Source organism: Pontibacter mangrovi, assembly GCF_006385705.1.
Taxonomy (GTDB): domain Bacteria; phylum Bacteroidota; class Bacteroidia; order Cytophagales; family Hymenobacteraceae; genus Pontibacter; species Pontibacter mangrovi.
Genome location: NZ_VFRQ01000019.1, coordinates 26,536 through 42,693, shown reverse-complemented (window position 1 = coordinate 42,693; position 16,158 = coordinate 26,536). Strand labels below are relative to the sequence as shown.

Genomic DNA, 16,158 nt, shown 5'->3' with positions numbered 1-16,158 from the left:
TGCGTGATAATGCACGCGGTGTTATAAAAAAAACTGTCCTGCCAGTGGCCGCGCTTACGGTTTAAAGTTTGCAGACTTAAACCGTAACAGCCAAGAGAGAACAGACCATTACCATATACTGCTTCATCGACATCTCTTCCATGCCGTTGACGGAAAAGATGACGCTCACTGCAAAATAATTGATGCCGAGCTGCTGAGCACGGCTCTGCGCTTGGCCCGCAACCTCCACCCGGCCTACTCCTACATGCAGGTTCACCACGGGGTGAGCCGCTCATGGTCTGTCTTTCTCTGGATCTGCTCCGGAAAGCGCATCGAAACCACCTTCTTCGGCATCTTGGGCTTCTTTCCCTAGAAATTACACGCTGTTACGCCAGAAGGCTTCATCCTCAAAGGCATCCTCAATACCGTCGCCTTTACCCTGGCTCAAGGCGTCTACTAGCGCGCAACTTGAGTTAAGTAACTATAGATTACCCTAATACCCAAAATTTATTGAGTTGTACGCCAGTTTTGTTTTAGGCGCATGGCACATTATGATTATCCAGCACTGATCAGAGAAGATTTCTCTGATTTGCTTCGAGTAGAGCAAGAGCAGCAGCGGGCCCTTCCCTGCAGCAGGTCGGGGAGCAGGTAGGCCTGGGGCGGAACAAGAACCAGCTGCTGTGGAAGCAGTACTGCCAGCAGGGGTTCAATTCCCTGCTGGTGACCCACTACACGGGCTGCTGGGCCAAGCTTGACAGCTGCCAGCAGGCACGCCTGCTCCAGCGTCTGGACGAGGACGGCATGCTCACGCAGAGCCAGATCAACACTTGGGTCCTGGCCGAGATGGGAATCACTTACTCCCAGAGCGGGCTTACTGCCTGCTCACCCGGCTGAAGGTAAAGCTCAAAACGGGCCGGCCGGTGCACGTGCATAAGGATGGGGCCGGAGAAGAGGCTTTTAAAAATTTCGAGTGGCTCAGGAGCGACTAGGGGCAGCGGGTTTACTTCACCGACGAGATGCGCTACGGCACCCGTACCCGTTCCCGCCGCAGCTGGAGCAGGTCCCGCTGCCCGGTGAAGCTGTGCTACGAGTGGTCCTACCTCTACGTGGCCCTGTGCCCCTTCACCGGGGACGTGTTCGCCATGCTGTTGGCCTAGACAAGGCCGGTTTACAGCTCTTCCTTCAGCAGCTGGAGCTTCACCTGGAGGAGAAGGGTTGCCGGTGCCCATTGCCCATCGGGGACGGGTTTCGGCGCACACGGCCTAGGACTGGGGGCGCAGCGGGCTGAAGTGGCAGCGACTGCCTACCGCCTGCCCCGAGCTTAACCCGGTGGAGCGCTGCTTCGAGGAGCTTCGCCAAGGGACAGCCAATAAGGTCTTTGCAGACATTGGCCAGATAGAGCAACTGCTCGAAAGTCTGGTCAAGGACTACATCCAGCAGCCACAGAAAGTAAAGCAGCTAACCCTGTTTCCCTACATGGAGCAAGGCGCATAAATGAATTGATACTAGTATAAGTTACAGGCTCGCATTTTTTATTACCTGATTTTCTGTTTTGTAAGCCAATCCTCCTATCGGACTAACTTACTTATTTTCTTTTGAAGTTTATGACTGGTTTAAATTAGACTATGAATCACTTGAAGCTTTCATTGTATGATGTATTGCATAATGTATAATATATGTGCTACAATCATACTATAAAAGTTGCAATATTAATATAAGACGCAATCAATAATGAAAGTTTGCTTCCTATACTAATCACGTCTTTTGTGTTGTTCATAATCACTCTTTGAAAAAATCTTTAATAATAACAACTAGACATGTTTTAAATTTGCTTAATAGTGCATATCTCATATGATAACTGTAGATTTGTGATTTAGCATCCGGCAGCTGGTACAAAATGGAACTTCCTAAAGTTTAAGCAAGCCTAGTTGGAGGGCATTGCATTAGTGTCGATCCATACAATCTGGCACAGGAGGTAGGGTATTACCTGGAAATAATATTAGTGGGTCGCCGCCTAAAAGATGGAGTGGGTGAATATGTGGCGCATGAGGTAGTGAAGCTGATTGTAAAGAAAGATATTTTGGTGAAGGACGCAAACGTGCTAATGCTCGGTATTACTTTCAAAGAGAACTGACCAGACGTACGTAATACTAAAGCCGTTGACATCCTACACACCCTGAAGAGCTACCACATAAATCTCTCAATATACGATTTTTAGGCTGAACCAGCGGGGCTGAAATATGAGTATGGTTGAGACTCTATAACTACCTTGGACAATTCTATTACCTATGAAGCCGTTATTCACGCAGTATTGCATAAGGAGTTTAAACAACTTGATTTGACTAAAATTTGTAACCTAATGCGGTAGTGTATGACGTGAAGGGAATGCAGCTAAAGGAATTGGCTGACGCTCTGTTGATGTTTTAGGTGCTCTTAAAATTTGTGTTTAAAAACGAGTTTAATATTTGTTGCTCGATAAACTACTATAATTTTACATGAATAATAAATCCCTTAAAGGGAAGGTGGTTACAGGTATTTTCTGGAATGCTATTCAATTAATCGTAAACCGCTCTTTTTCTTTTATTATCAAGCTTGTATTGGCAAAGCTTCTATTTCCAGAACAATTTGGTTTAGTTGGGATGGCGGCTGTTTTTACAAGCTTTGTTCAAGTTTTTAATGACTTAGGATTTGGAGCAGCTTTAGTGCAGCGGAAAGACGAAGATCTTCGGGAAGAGCACTATCACACATCCTTCTGGACAGGTGTTATTTGGTCAATTGCATTGTATATTACTATAGCTTTGATAGTAGCTCCTTTAGCTGCAGATTTTTACAAAGAACCTGTGATGAGGCAAATAATTCCAGTGATGAGTCTAGGTGTTCTAGCTAGCCCAATCAATCTGGTACATAGAGCTCAACTTACTAAAAGTCTTGATTTTAAAAGGTTAACATATATAAGTAATTTTAGTAGTATATTCTCTGGTATACTATCCTTAATACTAGCTTTTTCAGGTTTTGGGGTATGGGCGTTGGTTTTCAATTCTGTAGCAACGTTTGTAGTAGCAATGCCTATGTATTTCAAAGCTACAAAGTGGAAACCTAGATTGATTTGGGAGAACGAGGCTTTTAAAGAAATCTTTGGTTTTGGCGTTAACACTATGGGGACACAGGTTTTCAATAACCTAATCAGTAAATTCGATTATCTTATAATAGGTAAGCTTCTTTCCGCTTCGGCATTAGGTGTTTATACTTTAGCTTTTACTCTGACAGACACATTTAGAGGTCAATTAATGTCTGTTATGAATACTGTCATGTATCCCATTTACGGCAAGAAGCAAGATGATGTTAAATCCCTGGCTTTGTACTATCTAAAAGTAGTTGAATATAATGCGATCATAATTTATCCAATAATGATGTTGATGATGTTATTTGCTTCACCCATCATTCATGGATTCTTTGGTGAAAAGTGGGTGGATGCTATTATTCCAGTTCAAATTCTTTCTGTGTCCGTAGTTTTTCATCTTATGGTAAGTTCCAACACATCTCTTATTAGAGGAATGGGAAAGCCCGGATTAGAATTCAAGCTCCAACTCTTCAAATCATTGGTATTATATGTCCCTCTGATTTTCATAGGGACAAAACTCTATGGTACCGTAGGCGCAGCAACAGCGATATTAATAAATAAAATTTTAAGCGTTTTTATAGCACAATACTTTCTAAAGAAGCTTTTAAACATATCATTCCTGAAATTATTATCAGCCATAAAACCGAGTGGTATTGGGTTTGTTATCGGATCCATAGTTGGTTATATACTGCACTTTAAATTAAAAATTTTTTGGCCCTTAAGTGCAGTTATTTCTTTATCAATCTATTTATTGATAGTTTATTTTATGATTGGTAAGGAAATATTATATCAAATTAACTCCTTTAGAAAGCAAAAAAAATCAGTAAGATGATTAAGAAGATTATAAAAAGATTTAAGGCATACCGGAAAAAAATCATAGACTACTACCTTCCAGAATTTTGCTATAAAAGCACATTCATGTCATCGATGTATTATTTTATCTTCTCACCAGCATTTAGAAGAGAAAATAAGGCAGTCTTAGCTGGGAAAGTCAAACATATGAAAGAAGCACAAGTGGAAAAAGCAAATTACTTTTTGCTTGTGCGGAATATTCATAGAATTGAAAAAGGATTACTGATGCGTCCAAGGCGTGATGTTTTTGCCAAAGACTATATCAAAGAAACAGTTGATTCATATATTGGTGTAATGGGTAATCAATCAGAAAGCCTTTCACAGTTAAGTTGGTTCACAGATGTCCTTAATTCTTATTTTGATACATCAGGAGAGGATAAGGTAATTGCTAAAGAAAAGATTCGCTACAAGGAATTTGTACAAGGGTTAGATGGCCAACTCTCTAATTTTCAGTGTACGAAGATCAAAATTCCGTACCATAGAAACGAAGAACTCAAGCCAAGGATTAGCTACGAAGACTTTCATAAATTAAGTAAATACAGAAGATCAGTTAGATGGTTCTTAGAGCAACCAGTTCCAAGAGAATTGATTGATAAAGCAATTCTAGTTGCTTCTCAAGCTCCTTCTGCATGTAATCGCCAACCATTTGAATATCATATTGTTGATAACCCTCAATTAGTTAAAGAAGCAGTTAAACTGCCTATGGGGACAACTGGATATGCTCGTAGTATACAGACGTTTATAGTTGTTGTTGGAAATTTAGATGCTTATTTTGACGAAAGAGACAGGCACTTAATATATATAGATGCTTCTTTAGCCAATATGTCTTTGATGTTAGCTTTAGAAACCTTAGGATTAGGTTCTGTATCAATAAATTGGCCTGATATTGAGGAAAGGGAAAGAAAGATGGATAGGTTTCTTGGTTTGAAGTCTTATCAAAGGCCAATAATGTGCATAGGAGTAGGTTATCCTGATCCCGAAGGAATGGTAGCGTTTTCAGAAAAAAGAGATTTAAATCAGATTAGAAAATTTCTATAGAATGGTTATAGAACTTAAAGGGATGGGTGTCCAGAATAAAGGGGCACATCTAATGCTAGAGGCAGTACAACAACAATTTGAGCAGCACAATGTAATCCTTGCCATATCTTGGGATTCAGGAGGAGTTGGATACAGAAGAGCGAAAGAGTTAGGGCTTTTCTACTTACCACCTAATTTAGGTAAGAAAGCTTTATTGTTTAAACTGATAAAACACCTACCTATGAATATACGCAGATCATTTAAAATTATTTTAGATGAAGAGGTAGATGTTATTTTAGATGGTTCTGGATTTGCATATGGAGATTTTTGGGGAGCTAATAAACCTTTGAAAAGATTTCAGAATGTATTAGCCGGAAAAACTCCTAAGTATGCTAAAAGTATTTTACTTCCTCAGGCTCTTGGCACTTTCAATGATGAAAAAGTAAAACACTCTTTCAAAAAGGTGCTTGATAAGTCTGATCTTGTATTCGTAAGAGATGAGCAGTCAATGGACTATATGATAGATGCATATGGTCAGCAAGAAAAGTTCATACTTGCTCCAGACTTTACCAATTTAGTTGATGCTGGGCCAGAGCAGAAGTACCCGGAAGGAGAGATATGCCTTATCCCAAATTATAAGATGTTTACACAAGATAAAGAAGCCTATATGGGCTTTTTAATCAATGTACGCACGTTCTTGAAAAATCAGGAGAAAAAAGTTTACTACTTGATACACGAGGGGGAAAGAGATAAACAGATTGCTAAAGATCTTAATAAAAGATTAGCGCTGAACGATCCGATTGTAGAAGAATTTGATCCAATTAAGATTAAGAATAGAATTAAATCAGCTGATTTGATCATTGTTTCGAGATTTCATGGACTTGTTAGTGCTTTGTCTCAAGGCGTGCCAGCTATTACAACATCTTGGTCTCATAAATACCAGATTTTGATGAAAGAGTATGGACAAGAAGATGCCTTGGTAGATATTCGCAACTATGAGTTTGAGAATGTAAAAGATCTTATTTCAGAACTTTTATCTAAAGGCAAAGCAGCTTTTCAAAATGAGCAATCAAATACTATACAGAAGCAAAAGGAACGGTCAAAATTAATGTGGGAGACGCTTAAGAACCACATCAGCATTTAAAATGAATTCATTTAAAGTATCAGTCATAATCCCTGTCTACAACGCAGAAAGGTTTCTTAGAAATGCTGTGGAGTCCGCTGTTCAACTTGAAGAGGTGGGAGAAGTAATTCTTGTTGAAGATAAATCTCCTGACAATGCATTAGAAATATGTAAGCAGTTGGTGAGGGAATATGATAAGGTAAAACTCTACAGGCATCCATATGAAGAAAATAAAGGGGCTGGTGCTAGCAGAAATTTAGGAATCCAAAAATCTAACTTCGAGTTTATTGCCTTCTTAGATGCTGATGATTGGTACCTTCCAAATAGATTTATAGTTGAAGCTAAAGTTTTAGCTACAGACAAAGATGTGGATGGAGTTTATGGTGCGACCGGATATTTCTATCATGATAAAAACTTGTTTACTAAAGACCTAACAACAATTAGTAAAAAGCATATCAGTAACAATTTACTTTATAATCTTACAACTAATAAAGGTGCATTTACTACAAATGCCATCACTTTAAGGAGAAGCCTACTAAATAAAACTGGCTTATTCGATACAGACTTAAAGTTGCATCAAGATACACATTTATGGTATAGAGTAGCTCACTTTGGAAACATTGTGCCAGGTATAACAGACAAGCCAGTAGCCTACCGAAGAGTTCACAGTGATAACAGAATAGCAAATCGTAATAGAAACTCTGCAAACCTCTTTGCGCTTAAAAATTACTCGACATTTAAGAACTATAAAAGAGTGGAGGCAAAGCCACTTTTTAATATCATTATTGAGTATGTACGGGCAAAGCATAGCAATATTATAATGAAGTATGCGATGACTATGGCTTTATCAATTTATCATTTTAAAAAATTCAAATTCTAGCCTCTTTTAGTTACCCAGTTGATTAATATTGATATATACCCACTTTAATAGATGAAGAAGAATAGAAAGACTCTAATGCAAAAAGATGATGCAGAATCTTTAAGGCCTAACAGAGGGCTATTTATTTCTCCTTATCAATCTCTTACAAACATTGGGTGGCAAAATATTCAACTAGCTACAATGAAAAACATTATAGATGCATATGCATTTAATAATGTGAAGGAACAAGATAATGTTTATAATCTGAATAGTTTATTGAATAGAACAATTCGTAGATTGTCACCATATATTAACGAAAATGTTGCTTATCCTCTAAAGCTTAAGCAAATCGTAAAGAGACATAAAATCAATTTTATTGCTTGTAATTTCTTAGATTTTGCGCTGAGATTTCACCAGTTTATTAGAACACAGGAGATCCCTTTTCTAATCTTCTGTCATGGAAGAGATATCATATGGGATTATATTGATCCAAAGTCTGGTCATATGCAGTATGACAAGGATTTTTTTAAGAAGTTAGATTTAATAAAACATCAAGCATATTTTATAGCTAATTCTAATTTTACAAAGTCACAGCTCGAAAAAGTAGGGGTCAAACCTGAGAGAATTTATATCAAATATTTCGGGCTTGAACACAAGGATATTAAAAAAGAGGAAAGAAAGAAAAGAAGTTTGAGGTTGCTCTTTGTAGGTAGGCTAATAGCTTGGAAAGGGCCTGTTGAAGTAATTTTAGCATTTATCATCGCAAAAGAGAAAGGTTTCAAAGGCACTTTGACTATAATTGGTGGTGGGTCATTAGAGAAAGAGTGCAGGAGAATATCCTATGCATCAAAGTATAACGATCAAATATTTATTTTAGGTTCCAAGCCACATCATGAAGTTATGGAATTGTACAAAGAGCATGATGCAGTGGTCGCACACCAAAGAACAGACCCTAAAACTAATCAAGTAGAAGCTCTTGGTGTAAGTTTGATAGAAGGCCTATCTTATGGACTTCCAGTCGTTACATGTGCCTCGGGTGGAGTGTCTGACATAATTTCTAATGGATACAACGGCTTCTTAACTCCTCAAAATGATATAAATGCACAAGCTCTAAAATTTATAGAATTAGAAAATAATTTGGACTTGTATAATCAAATGTCAAGAAACGCTATTGAAACTGTAAGAACAAAGTTTTCAAAAGATGTTGATAAGCAAAGGATATTAGACATATTGGAATATATATATTCAACTAAAGGGAAAGTCTAATATTAAAACCCCAAATACACTATTATATTTAACATTATGGAAGAACTAGTTTCTATTGTTATGCCAACTCACAACAGGGAAAGCATGTTAACTAGAGCTATTGAAAGTGTAGTAAATCAAACTTATAGTAACTGGGAATTATTAGTTGTTGATGACGCTTCGAATGATAACACGCAGCAACTAGTTGAAAGCTTTGTTAGTAAAAACAATCGGATAAAGTATTACAAGCTTAATGTAAATCAAGGCGCTTGTGTAGCGAGAAACAAAGGATTAACAGAATCTAAAGGTGATTATATCACTTTTTTAGATTCTGATGATGAGTATGTGGCTGATAAGGTAGCGCTTCAGGTTAATTGTTTTAAATCTAGCGGTATCGATGATTTAGGAGTTGTAAGTTGTGGAAGAATAGATTTCAGAGATGGTATTAAATATAACGAGTGGGTGCCAAAATTGAAGGGTAACATATTACAAGACTTGTTGCTTAAAAATAGAATTGGAGCTGGTACTCCTTTTTTAATGGTTAAAAGATCTGTAATAGAAGAGCACAACATTCAGTTCGATCCTAACATGCCTGCTGGCCAGGATTGGGATTTTCTTACTCAAGTCTGCCAATATACTAACTTTGATGTAGTTCCTAAGCCATTAGTTAAGGTGCATCACCATTCAGGAGAAAGAGTTTATAATCCTGAAAGAGCAGTTTTGGCTTTCGGCCGACAGTACGAAAAGTATAGGCACCTTTTACTGAAGAATGTTAAATTACATGATACTTTCGTATTAAAAATGGCAGTGCAATGCTATGTTTATGGGTATAATGAAAGAGCATTAGAATTATTAACACAAAAGATTTTCGACAGGAATATTAAAGTGGTCTTGTGGCAGAATTATATACAAGTGGCTACAGAAAGAAAGTCATTCCTCGCAAAGGCAACTTTTAAATTCCTCAAAAGAGCTACATTTCTATAATGCAAACTATTTTATTTATTATAGATACACTTCAAGTAGGTGGTGCTGAAAAAAGTATTATTGAGATAGCATCTAGATTAAAGACCTACCGACCTGTGATATGCACTTTGTTTTCGAAAAATGCTGATTTAAAACCTGTATGTATTTCTAAAGGCATTGAAGTAATAGAGTTGAACTTAACTGGTAGGCTTTGGCTGCTCAAGGGTATAAATAGAATTAGATCTGTTGTTGATAAGCTAGAACCTGCCTTGATCCATGCAAACTTATTCAAGGCAGAATTGTTAACGAGAATTGCTTTTTATAAGAAAAAAGATCTTCACATTGGATCATTTGTAAATGACTCTTATGCTGTAGAAAGATATCAACAACAGACAGCAACAGAAAACCTTAAGCTAAATATATATAGGCTGATAGATAGTTTAACGGCAAGGAGTGCTTCTCACTTTACCTCAATTACTAACAGTATCGCTGTCACAAATGCAAAAGCTCTTCATATTAATCTAAGTAAAATAACAGTAATCTATCGCGGAAGAAAAACTAGTAATTTCTCTATTAGTCATCCTGAAATCACAGAAGAACCTTTTATTTATCTTGCTGTAGCTAGACTTCTTAAGCGTAAAGGCTACTTAGAATTAATCAATGCTGCCAGTATTCTAAAGAAAGAAGGTAAGATAAGTTTTAAAATATTGGTAGCCGGTGATGGACCTGATAAGTCTTTGTTCATTCACAAAGTGAAAGAACTAGCCCTAGAAAAGCATTTTGAATTCTTAGGTACGAGAGAGGATGTGCCGGCGCTATTGCAAAAAGCGCATTGTTTCGTGTTTCCTTCGCACTATGAAGGGCAGGGAGGAGCATTAGTAGAAGCAATGTTTGCTGCAAAGCCAATTGTTGCTACAAATATCCCTGTAATAGAAGAACAGGTTGGCAATGGTGAATTAGCAAAATTATTTAAATTGTTTGATTTCACTGATCTGGCTAGTAAGATGCTCTGGATATATAATAATTATGATGAAGCAACTAGCATGGGGGTAAAAGCGCGCGAAGTAGCTATAAGTAAATTTAACATTGATGTAGTTGCATACCAGCATGAGCAACTATATTCGAAAATATTGAAAGAATCAAAGTAAATGAAAGTTCTACAGCTAGTACAAAAGCCTCAACTTAGAGGTGCCGAAATATTTGCGTCGCAACTTTCAAATCACTTACAGAAATCAGGTATAGATGTACACCTGATTTCTGTATTTAGTGGTACCTCTGAACTTCCCTTCACTGGAAAAGTGAGTCATTTTAATAGACCTTTAAATAAAAGGCTTTGGGACTTTAAAGCATGGAAGCTTTTTGCTGAATTAGTTAAGCGGGAACAACCTGATTTAATACAAGCAAATGCAGGTGATACATTAAAGTTCGCCATATTAAGCAAACTTATTTACAGGTGGAATACGCCTGTAGTTTTTAGGAATGCTAATAAGATGGGTGATTTCATAGATACAAAGCCAAAATACATATTAAATCGCTTTTTTGTGAACCAAGTTGAGGCAGTTATATCGGTAAGTCGGCTTTGCGAAAAGGACTTTATAAAGACTTTTAATTTTCCCTCGCTGAGAATTAAGACTATTCCAATTGGGGTGGAGGAACAAATAATTGCTCCGGAGCCTCCAGCAGATCTCATAAAAGTTTTTAAGAAATATAAAGTAATGGTTAACATTGGGAGCTTGGTTCCTGAGAAAAATCATGAAGCTCTTATAAACATTTTTGATGCTGTAGCCCAAACGGATTCATCGATCTTTCTAATCATTGTTGGGGACGGTAGGCTGCGGAAAGAATTGGAGGAAAGAGTTGCTAACTTATCTAGTAAAGATCGAATTTTGTTTGCGGGCTATCGTAATGATGTAATGCAGATTTTGATGCATGCCACAGCTTTTCTGATACCAAGTCTGATTGAGGGGCTGCCTGCAGTTATATTAGAGGCCATGTATTGCCAAACACCAGTTGTTGCGAATAATGTAGGAGGGATCAGTGAGATAGTTAATGATGAAACGGGGTGGTTGATTGATAAGGGAGATATACAAGGCTTCATTAATGCGGTTACTGAGGTATTAGTAGATGATGATAAAGTCAGGTACAAAGTTGCTAATGCTCATCAGCTAGTTACCGGAGAGTACATGAATTCTCAGGTAGCTGCAAGGTTCAAGGAAGCCTATAAGAGTGTGGTTGCAGGGGAAAATATATCCTGAGTTTAAATAAACCCCTAGCCCCACCGAGAAGGGAAATCTTACGAAAATAGTAAACAACAATACTTCGTGTTAAATTATAAAACTAGAGTTCTTCATCTAATCAAATCGCTGGGTAGAGGCGGAGCAGAAATGCTTCTACCAGAAACGCTCAAGGTGCATGATCGGGAACAATTCGATTTCCATTTTGCTTACTTTCTGCCTTGGAAGGACCAAATGGTGTCTGCCATTGAAGCGCTGGGAGCGAAGGCTGTTTGCTTCCAGGCCAATAATAACCTGCAAATGTTTCAGCGAGTGGGAGAAATCAGCCGCTATGTAAAGGAGCATCAGATCGATGTGATCCATAGCCATCTTCCCTGGGCAGGCGTGATTGCCAGGCTGGTGGGGAAGAAAACAGGTGTGCCGGTTGTTTATACTGAGCATAACAAATGGGAGCGTTATAACAAAATCACTTACTGGCTCAACAAACTCAGCTTTGGCTGGCAGGATGCTGCTGTGGCGGTATCGGATGATGTGCAGCAGTCTATTCGTAAGAACGCAGGAGCTAATTTCCGAGAGCTTACTTTGCCTGCTGTGCAAGAAACCAGGACAAGTCGGAGAGTACAGCAACCCTACCTGCTCAACATTTTAAATGGTGTGAACACAGCACATTTTGTGCGGGATGAACAGACTGGCTTTCAGATACGGCAGGATTTAGGCATACCGGCTAATGCCCCTGTAATCGGTACCGTGTCCGTGTTCCGCTTTCAAAAGCGTCTAGATGTGTGGATGGAGATCGCTGCTGATATCCTGAAAAAAGTACCTGAAGCACATTTCATTATTGTAGGAGATGGACCTCTGAAGGAAGAACTGCTGGCGAAAAGAAAGGCATTGGGCATAGAAGAGCGCTTGCATATGCCGGGCCTCAAAACCGATGTAAAACCATACTTCAGCGCCATGGACATCTACATGATGTCCTCCATTTTCGAAGGTTTGCCCATTGCCTTACTGGAAGCGATGAGCTGTGGGTGTGCTGTGATCAGCACCAAAGCTGGCGGTGTTGGCGAAGTGGTAGAAGATGGCACTAGCGGCCTGCTCTGCGAAGTAGATGATTATAGGAAACTAGCGGATTACGGCGAGCAGCTACTACAAAACCAGGAGCAGCGATTAGACCTAGCAGCAGGAGCCCGCTTCCGGGTGCAAGCTGATTTCAGCATAAATAAAATGGCAAAGCAGCTGGAAGAGCTATATTTGTATTTGAAAGAGGAGAGAGGGTAGACCGGGGCTAACTACCCCTAGCCCCTCAGAGCTACGCTTGCCACCTTCGAACTCACGTTCTCGGTAGTCTAGTGCGTGAAATTCTCCTCTTGCACGATTGTCATCCCCCTGCCCCTTTCAAAGGTGGACTTTTCTGCACGATAATTCCCCTCCTTGGAGGAGCAGGGTGGGTTCATATTTTTGAGTATATAACATGCAAATTAGAAAAGGAACAGAAGCCGATATACCAGCAATAGTAGAACTACTGAAGTCTTCCCTGGGTGAAGGGTTGATACAGAAGTCGGAGCGCTTGTGGAACTGGAAACATGTGGAGAATCCGCATGGGGCTTCACCGGTACTTGTGGCAGAAGCTGACGGAAAGGTGGTAGGGGTGCGTGCTTTTCTAAGATGGCAGTGGGTGTACAAGGGACAGGTACTGCAGGCTATAAGAGCTGTAGATACAGCTACGCATCCGGATTACCAGGGAAAGGGGATCTTTAAAAAGCTGACGCTGCAGGGGTTGGCCGATGCCAAAGAAGATGGTATACACCTAGTGTACAATACTCCCAATGAGAGCAGCAAGCCGGGTTACCTGAAGATGGGTTGGGTCGAGATGAGCCGGATGGCCTTAAAACTCAAGATAAATCCTTTTGCCTACAAGCGCCAGGCAGTGCCGCAGGCTCCTTCGCAGGATTGGCGAGCTTTGGCAACGCTGTTGCCAAAGCTCGCCAACCCGATTGCTACGACCGACCAGGTGCAGACCTTTTTAAGCCCGGCCTATTTACAGTGGCGCTACCAGGATAACCCGCTGTTTGATTATCATTTCCTTTCTGATTATAAATCATATGTGCTTTTTTACCGTATCAAATCTCACAGTTTTGGCCAGGAGATGCGGGTACTGGACCTACTGACTGATTCAAAAGTCTTTGATAAAAAAGCAAAAAGTGCATTAGCAGCTTCATTTAAGCAAATCAGCAATGCTTGCTTCCTGACATCTGCATCGGGAAGACATTTTGAGCTGGCAAGCTGTGTTTACTCAGGTATGGGCCTGCTGCCTGTTATGGATAAAGGTCCGATCGTAACCCTGCGCAATGTTAGCTTGCAGGAGGACTTGTTCAATAAATTGAGCAGGCAGCAGAACTGGGGTTATACATTAGGGGATATGGAATTGTTTTAGACAGAAATGATCGGTGCTATAATATTGTTTTTTTTTCTCTTGGTAATTAATCAAGCTATTCTTAAGAGCTATAAGAAGAAGTTTTCTTTCTTCTCTGTTTCTCTGATGAATAGGTTGTTTTTTTATCATATACTTTTTTGGGGAGTATACTATACATATACTCTTTTTAATAGATCGGATTCTATCAACTATTTTGAGAGATCAGCATCTGGATATTGGCACGGTGACTGGCTTTACTTATTAACTACCGGCTCAAACTTTATAAGATTTGTTGCTTATCCTTTTACAAATACTTTAAGTTTTAATTATGAGATGGCAATGCTTGTATTTGCTTGGTTTGGCTATATAGGTTTTGTTCATTTTTATATCTTCTTCCGAGAAAATATTAAGCTTAAACTGCAGGTATGGGGGTATGATATATTGTTGATTTTGCTCTTCCTACCTAATATGCACTTTTGGACTTCATCTTTGGGTAAAGGGTCACTTATTTTCCTTGGTATAAGCCTTTTTGCTTACGCAATGCCTTTTCCTATGAAACGGTGGTTTGCAATGTTGTTAGGTTCTACTATTGTTTTTATGATCCGCCCTCATATGTTTATGTTTTTAGGGATTGGAGCTATTATTGGTTATTTTACTGGTAGGGAAAAAGTGCCGCTTTATCGTAAGTTGTTTGTTTATGCTGCATTTATTGGTGCTGTATTAATTTTGTCTGATCAAATATTAGCTGTTGCTAATTTGAATGAAGATGATTTGACAGGGAGCTTTGATAGATTTGCTACGAAAAGAGCTGCGGGTCTAAGTAGTGCTGGCTCAGGAGTTGATATAAACAATTACCCTCTTCCTCTCAAGCTCTTTACATTTTGGTTTAGACCCTTATTTGTAGACGCACCTGGTGCACTAGGTTTATTTGTATCTTTTGAGAACCTAATTTATCTGTTACTAACATTTAAAATAATAGATAAAGATTTTATCCCCTTCTTGAAAAAATCTACCTCGTTAGTTAAAATGAGTTTAGTGATTTTTATCTCTTCTTCTATTGCTCTTTCTTTCGTGATGTCGAACTTAGGAATCGCGATGCGACAGAAAAGTATGGTAATGTACTTTTTATTTTTTGTTATTATATCATTTATGGAATATAAGCAGCGGAAGAATATGGAGTTTAGGGAGAACTTAAAGGCTGAGCCTTTACATAAAAAGCTACGTCTAATATAATGAAAAATAATCCTGCCTTTACCATCTCCCTGGACTTTGAACTGTACTGGGGGGTATTTGATAAAGTAGTACTGGAAAATAAACAGCAGAACTTTAGCCATACCCGCCGTATTATACCAAAGCTTCTGTCATTGTTTGCGCGGGAGGAAGTTCATGTAACTTGGGCTACCGTCGGGATGCTCTTTGCAAAGGATTGGCAAGATTGGCAGAATTTTGAGCCGGCACAGCATCCAACTTATACTAATAAGCAATTATCTGCTTACCGACTGCAGAAGCTGTATAGCCAGAATCTCGCACTTAATACTAATTTCTTTGCTCCCGAACTAGTGAAGCTTATAGCTAATACACCTTACCAGGAACTGGCGACGCATACCTACTGCCACTACTATTGCAAGGAGCAAGGGCAAACGCTGGAACAGTTCAGGGAGGACCTTAGGGCAGCAAAGCGTATAGCCAGAGCTAAAGGCTTGCCAGCACCAGCTTCACTAGTATTTCCGCGTAACCAGTTTAACCAGGAGTATCTGATAGTTTGCTTTGAAGAAGGGATTACCAGTGTGCGTTCCAACCCGAAAGACTGGTTCTGGAAAGATACTGTAGAGGATAAGTTTCTGAACAAAATTTTTCGTACCGGGGATGGTTATCTGCCCGTTGGGCAGCGAACATCTTTCCCGCTATCATCATTGCAGCAAGCAGAGGGGATGCCCCTATCTATTCCGGCTAGCAGGTTTCTGCGGCCAGTGAATGGCAGTAAGCCTTTGTTGAACAAACTCCGCCTTAAGCGCATATTGAACGAAATGTCGGAAGCTGCAAAACGGAAGGAATGCTATCATTTGTGGTGGCACCCACATAACTTTGGTAATCATCCGGAGCAAAGCATGGCAGACCTCAAGATTATTATAGATCATTTCAAGCATTTACAACATAAGTTTGGAATGGTAAGTATGTCAATGCAGGAGATACAGGCGTTTGTGTGTGAGGGGAAGTATAGTGCCATGGGGGCAAGGTCATAACACAACCTATCACCCAAAATGACTTCAGGGTCCGAGACTTATCATAGGATCAATGTTTTTAACCTGCTGCATTAATACTTAACTTTACCTAAACTAATATTCTTCTACTCTC

Annotated in this window: 13 protein-coding genes and 1 pseudogene; all 14 read left to right on the top strand. The window is 39.3% G+C overall.

Features of this window, described 5'->3' with window-relative positions; genetic code table 11:
* Window positions 1-107: 107 nt before the first annotated feature.
* Window positions 108-271 (top strand): annotated as a pseudogene (locus tag FJM65_RS21830) (IS982 family transposase); the annotation flags it as partial.
* A gap of 1,037 nt (window positions 272-1,308) precedes the next feature.
* The gene (locus FJM65_RS21415) at window positions 1,309-1,473 is read left to right on the top strand and encodes a hypothetical protein (protein WP_181163818.1); all 165 of its coding nucleotides are present in this window, start codon (window positions 1,309-1,311) and stop codon (window positions 1,471-1,473) included.
* A 1,001-nt stretch (window positions 1,474-2,474) separates the two neighbouring features.
* Entirely contained in the window at window positions 2,475-3,932 is a 1,458-nt protein-coding gene (locus tag FJM65_RS20570) for a lipopolysaccharide biosynthesis protein (protein WP_140624159.1), read from the top strand.
* Window positions 3,929-4,990 (top strand): nitroreductase family protein, encoded by a 1,062-nt coding sequence (locus FJM65_RS20565; protein WP_140624157.1) that lies wholly within the window; start codon window positions 3,929-3,931, stop codon window positions 4,988-4,990. The genes FJM65_RS20570 and FJM65_RS20565 overlap by 4 nt, the downstream gene beginning before the upstream one ends.
* A 1-nt stretch (window position 4,991) precedes the next feature.
* A complete protein-coding gene (locus FJM65_RS20560; protein WP_140624155.1) occupies window positions 4,992-6,113 on the top strand; it encodes a polysaccharide pyruvyl transferase family protein in 1,122 nt (373 codons plus the stop codon).
* A gap of 1 nt (window position 6,114) precedes the next feature.
* Window positions 6,115-6,972 (top strand): glycosyltransferase family 2 protein, encoded by an 858-nt coding sequence (locus FJM65_RS20555; RefSeq protein ID WP_140624153.1) that lies wholly within the window; start codon window positions 6,115-6,117, stop codon window positions 6,970-6,972.
* A gap of 51 nt (window positions 6,973-7,023) precedes the next feature.
* Window positions 7,024-8,217 carry a glycosyltransferase family 4 protein gene (locus FJM65_RS20550; RefSeq protein WP_140624151.1) on the top strand — a complete coding sequence of 398 codons (1,194 nt, stop codon included), beginning with the start codon at window positions 7,024-7,026 and terminating at the stop codon, window positions 8,215-8,217.
* A 36-nt stretch (window positions 8,218-8,253) separates the two neighbouring features.
* A complete protein-coding gene (locus FJM65_RS20545; RefSeq protein WP_140624149.1) occupies window positions 8,254-9,180 on the top strand; it encodes a glycosyltransferase family 2 protein in 927 nt (308 codons plus the stop codon).
* The gene (locus tag FJM65_RS20540) at window positions 9,180-10,307 is read left to right on the top strand and encodes a glycosyltransferase (protein ID WP_140624147.1); all 1,128 of its coding nucleotides are present in this window, start codon (window positions 9,180-9,182) and stop codon (window positions 10,305-10,307) included. The genes FJM65_RS20545 and FJM65_RS20540 overlap by 1 nt, the downstream gene beginning before the upstream one ends.
* Window positions 10,308-11,414 carry a glycosyltransferase gene (locus tag FJM65_RS20535; protein WP_140624145.1) on the top strand — a complete coding sequence of 369 codons (1,107 nt, stop codon included), beginning with the start codon at window positions 10,308-10,310 and terminating at the stop codon, window positions 11,412-11,414. It abuts the gene before it with no gap.
* A 129-nt stretch (window positions 11,415-11,543) separates the two neighbouring features.
* Window positions 11,544-12,668, top strand: a complete 1,125-nt coding sequence (locus FJM65_RS20530; RefSeq protein ID WP_140624143.1) for a glycosyltransferase family 4 protein — start codon at window positions 11,544-11,546, stop codon at window positions 12,666-12,668.
* Window positions 12,669-12,861: 193 nt separating this feature from the next.
* On the top strand, window positions 12,862-13,824 hold the full coding sequence (locus FJM65_RS20525; RefSeq protein WP_140624141.1) for a GNAT family N-acetyltransferase: 963 nt from the start codon (window positions 12,862-12,864) through the stop codon (window positions 13,822-13,824).
* A 6-nt stretch (window positions 13,825-13,830) separates the two neighbouring features.
* Window positions 13,831-15,036: a hypothetical protein gene (locus tag FJM65_RS20520; protein WP_140624139.1), complete on the top strand. Its 1,206-nt coding sequence runs from the start codon at window positions 13,831-13,833 to the stop codon at window positions 15,034-15,036.
* On the top strand, window positions 15,036-16,046 hold the full coding sequence (locus FJM65_RS20515; protein ID WP_239023045.1) for a polysaccharide deacetylase family protein: 1,011 nt from the start codon (window positions 15,036-15,038) through the stop codon (window positions 16,044-16,046). Before FJM65_RS20520 ends, FJM65_RS20515 begins: the two co-directional genes overlap by 1 nt.
* Window positions 16,047-16,158: the final 112 nt, after the last annotated feature.

Coding starts and splice junctions, on each gene's coding strand:
- FJM65_RS20535 (WP_140624145.1), top strand. CDS start 10,308: ATGAAAGTTCTACAGCTAGTACAAAAGCCTCAACTTAGAGGTGCCGAA.
- FJM65_RS20545 (WP_140624149.1), top strand. CDS start 8,254: ATGGAAGAACTAGTTTCTATTGTTATGCCAACTCACAACAGGGAAAGC.
- FJM65_RS20515 (WP_239023045.1), top strand. CDS start 15,036: ATGAAAAATAATCCTGCCTTTACCATCTCCCTGGACTTTGAACTGTAC.
- FJM65_RS20540 (WP_140624147.1), top strand. CDS start 9,180: ATGCAAACTATTTTATTTATTATAGATACACTTCAAGTAGGTGGTGCT.
- FJM65_RS20550 (WP_140624151.1), top strand. CDS start 7,024: ATGAAGAAGAATAGAAAGACTCTAATGCAAAAAGATGATGCAGAATCT.
- FJM65_RS20525 (WP_140624141.1), top strand. CDS start 12,862: ATGCAAATTAGAAAAGGAACAGAAGCCGATATACCAGCAATAGTAGAA.
- FJM65_RS20565 (WP_140624157.1), top strand. CDS start 3,929: ATGATTAAGAAGATTATAAAAAGATTTAAGGCATACCGGAAAAAAATC.
- FJM65_RS20555 (WP_140624153.1), top strand. CDS start 6,115: ATGAATTCATTTAAAGTATCAGTCATAATCCCTGTCTACAACGCAGAA.
- FJM65_RS20560 (WP_140624155.1), top strand. CDS start 4,992: ATGGTTATAGAACTTAAAGGGATGGGTGTCCAGAATAAAGGGGCACAT.
- FJM65_RS20570 (WP_140624159.1), top strand. CDS start 2,475: ATGAATAATAAATCCCTTAAAGGGAAGGTGGTTACAGGTATTTTCTGG.
- FJM65_RS20520 (WP_140624139.1), top strand. CDS start 13,831: ATGATCGGTGCTATAATATTGTTTTTTTTTCTCTTGGTAATTAATCAA.
- FJM65_RS20530 (WP_140624143.1), top strand. CDS start 11,544: ATGCTTCTACCAGAAACGCTCAAGGTGCATGATCGGGAACAATTCGAT.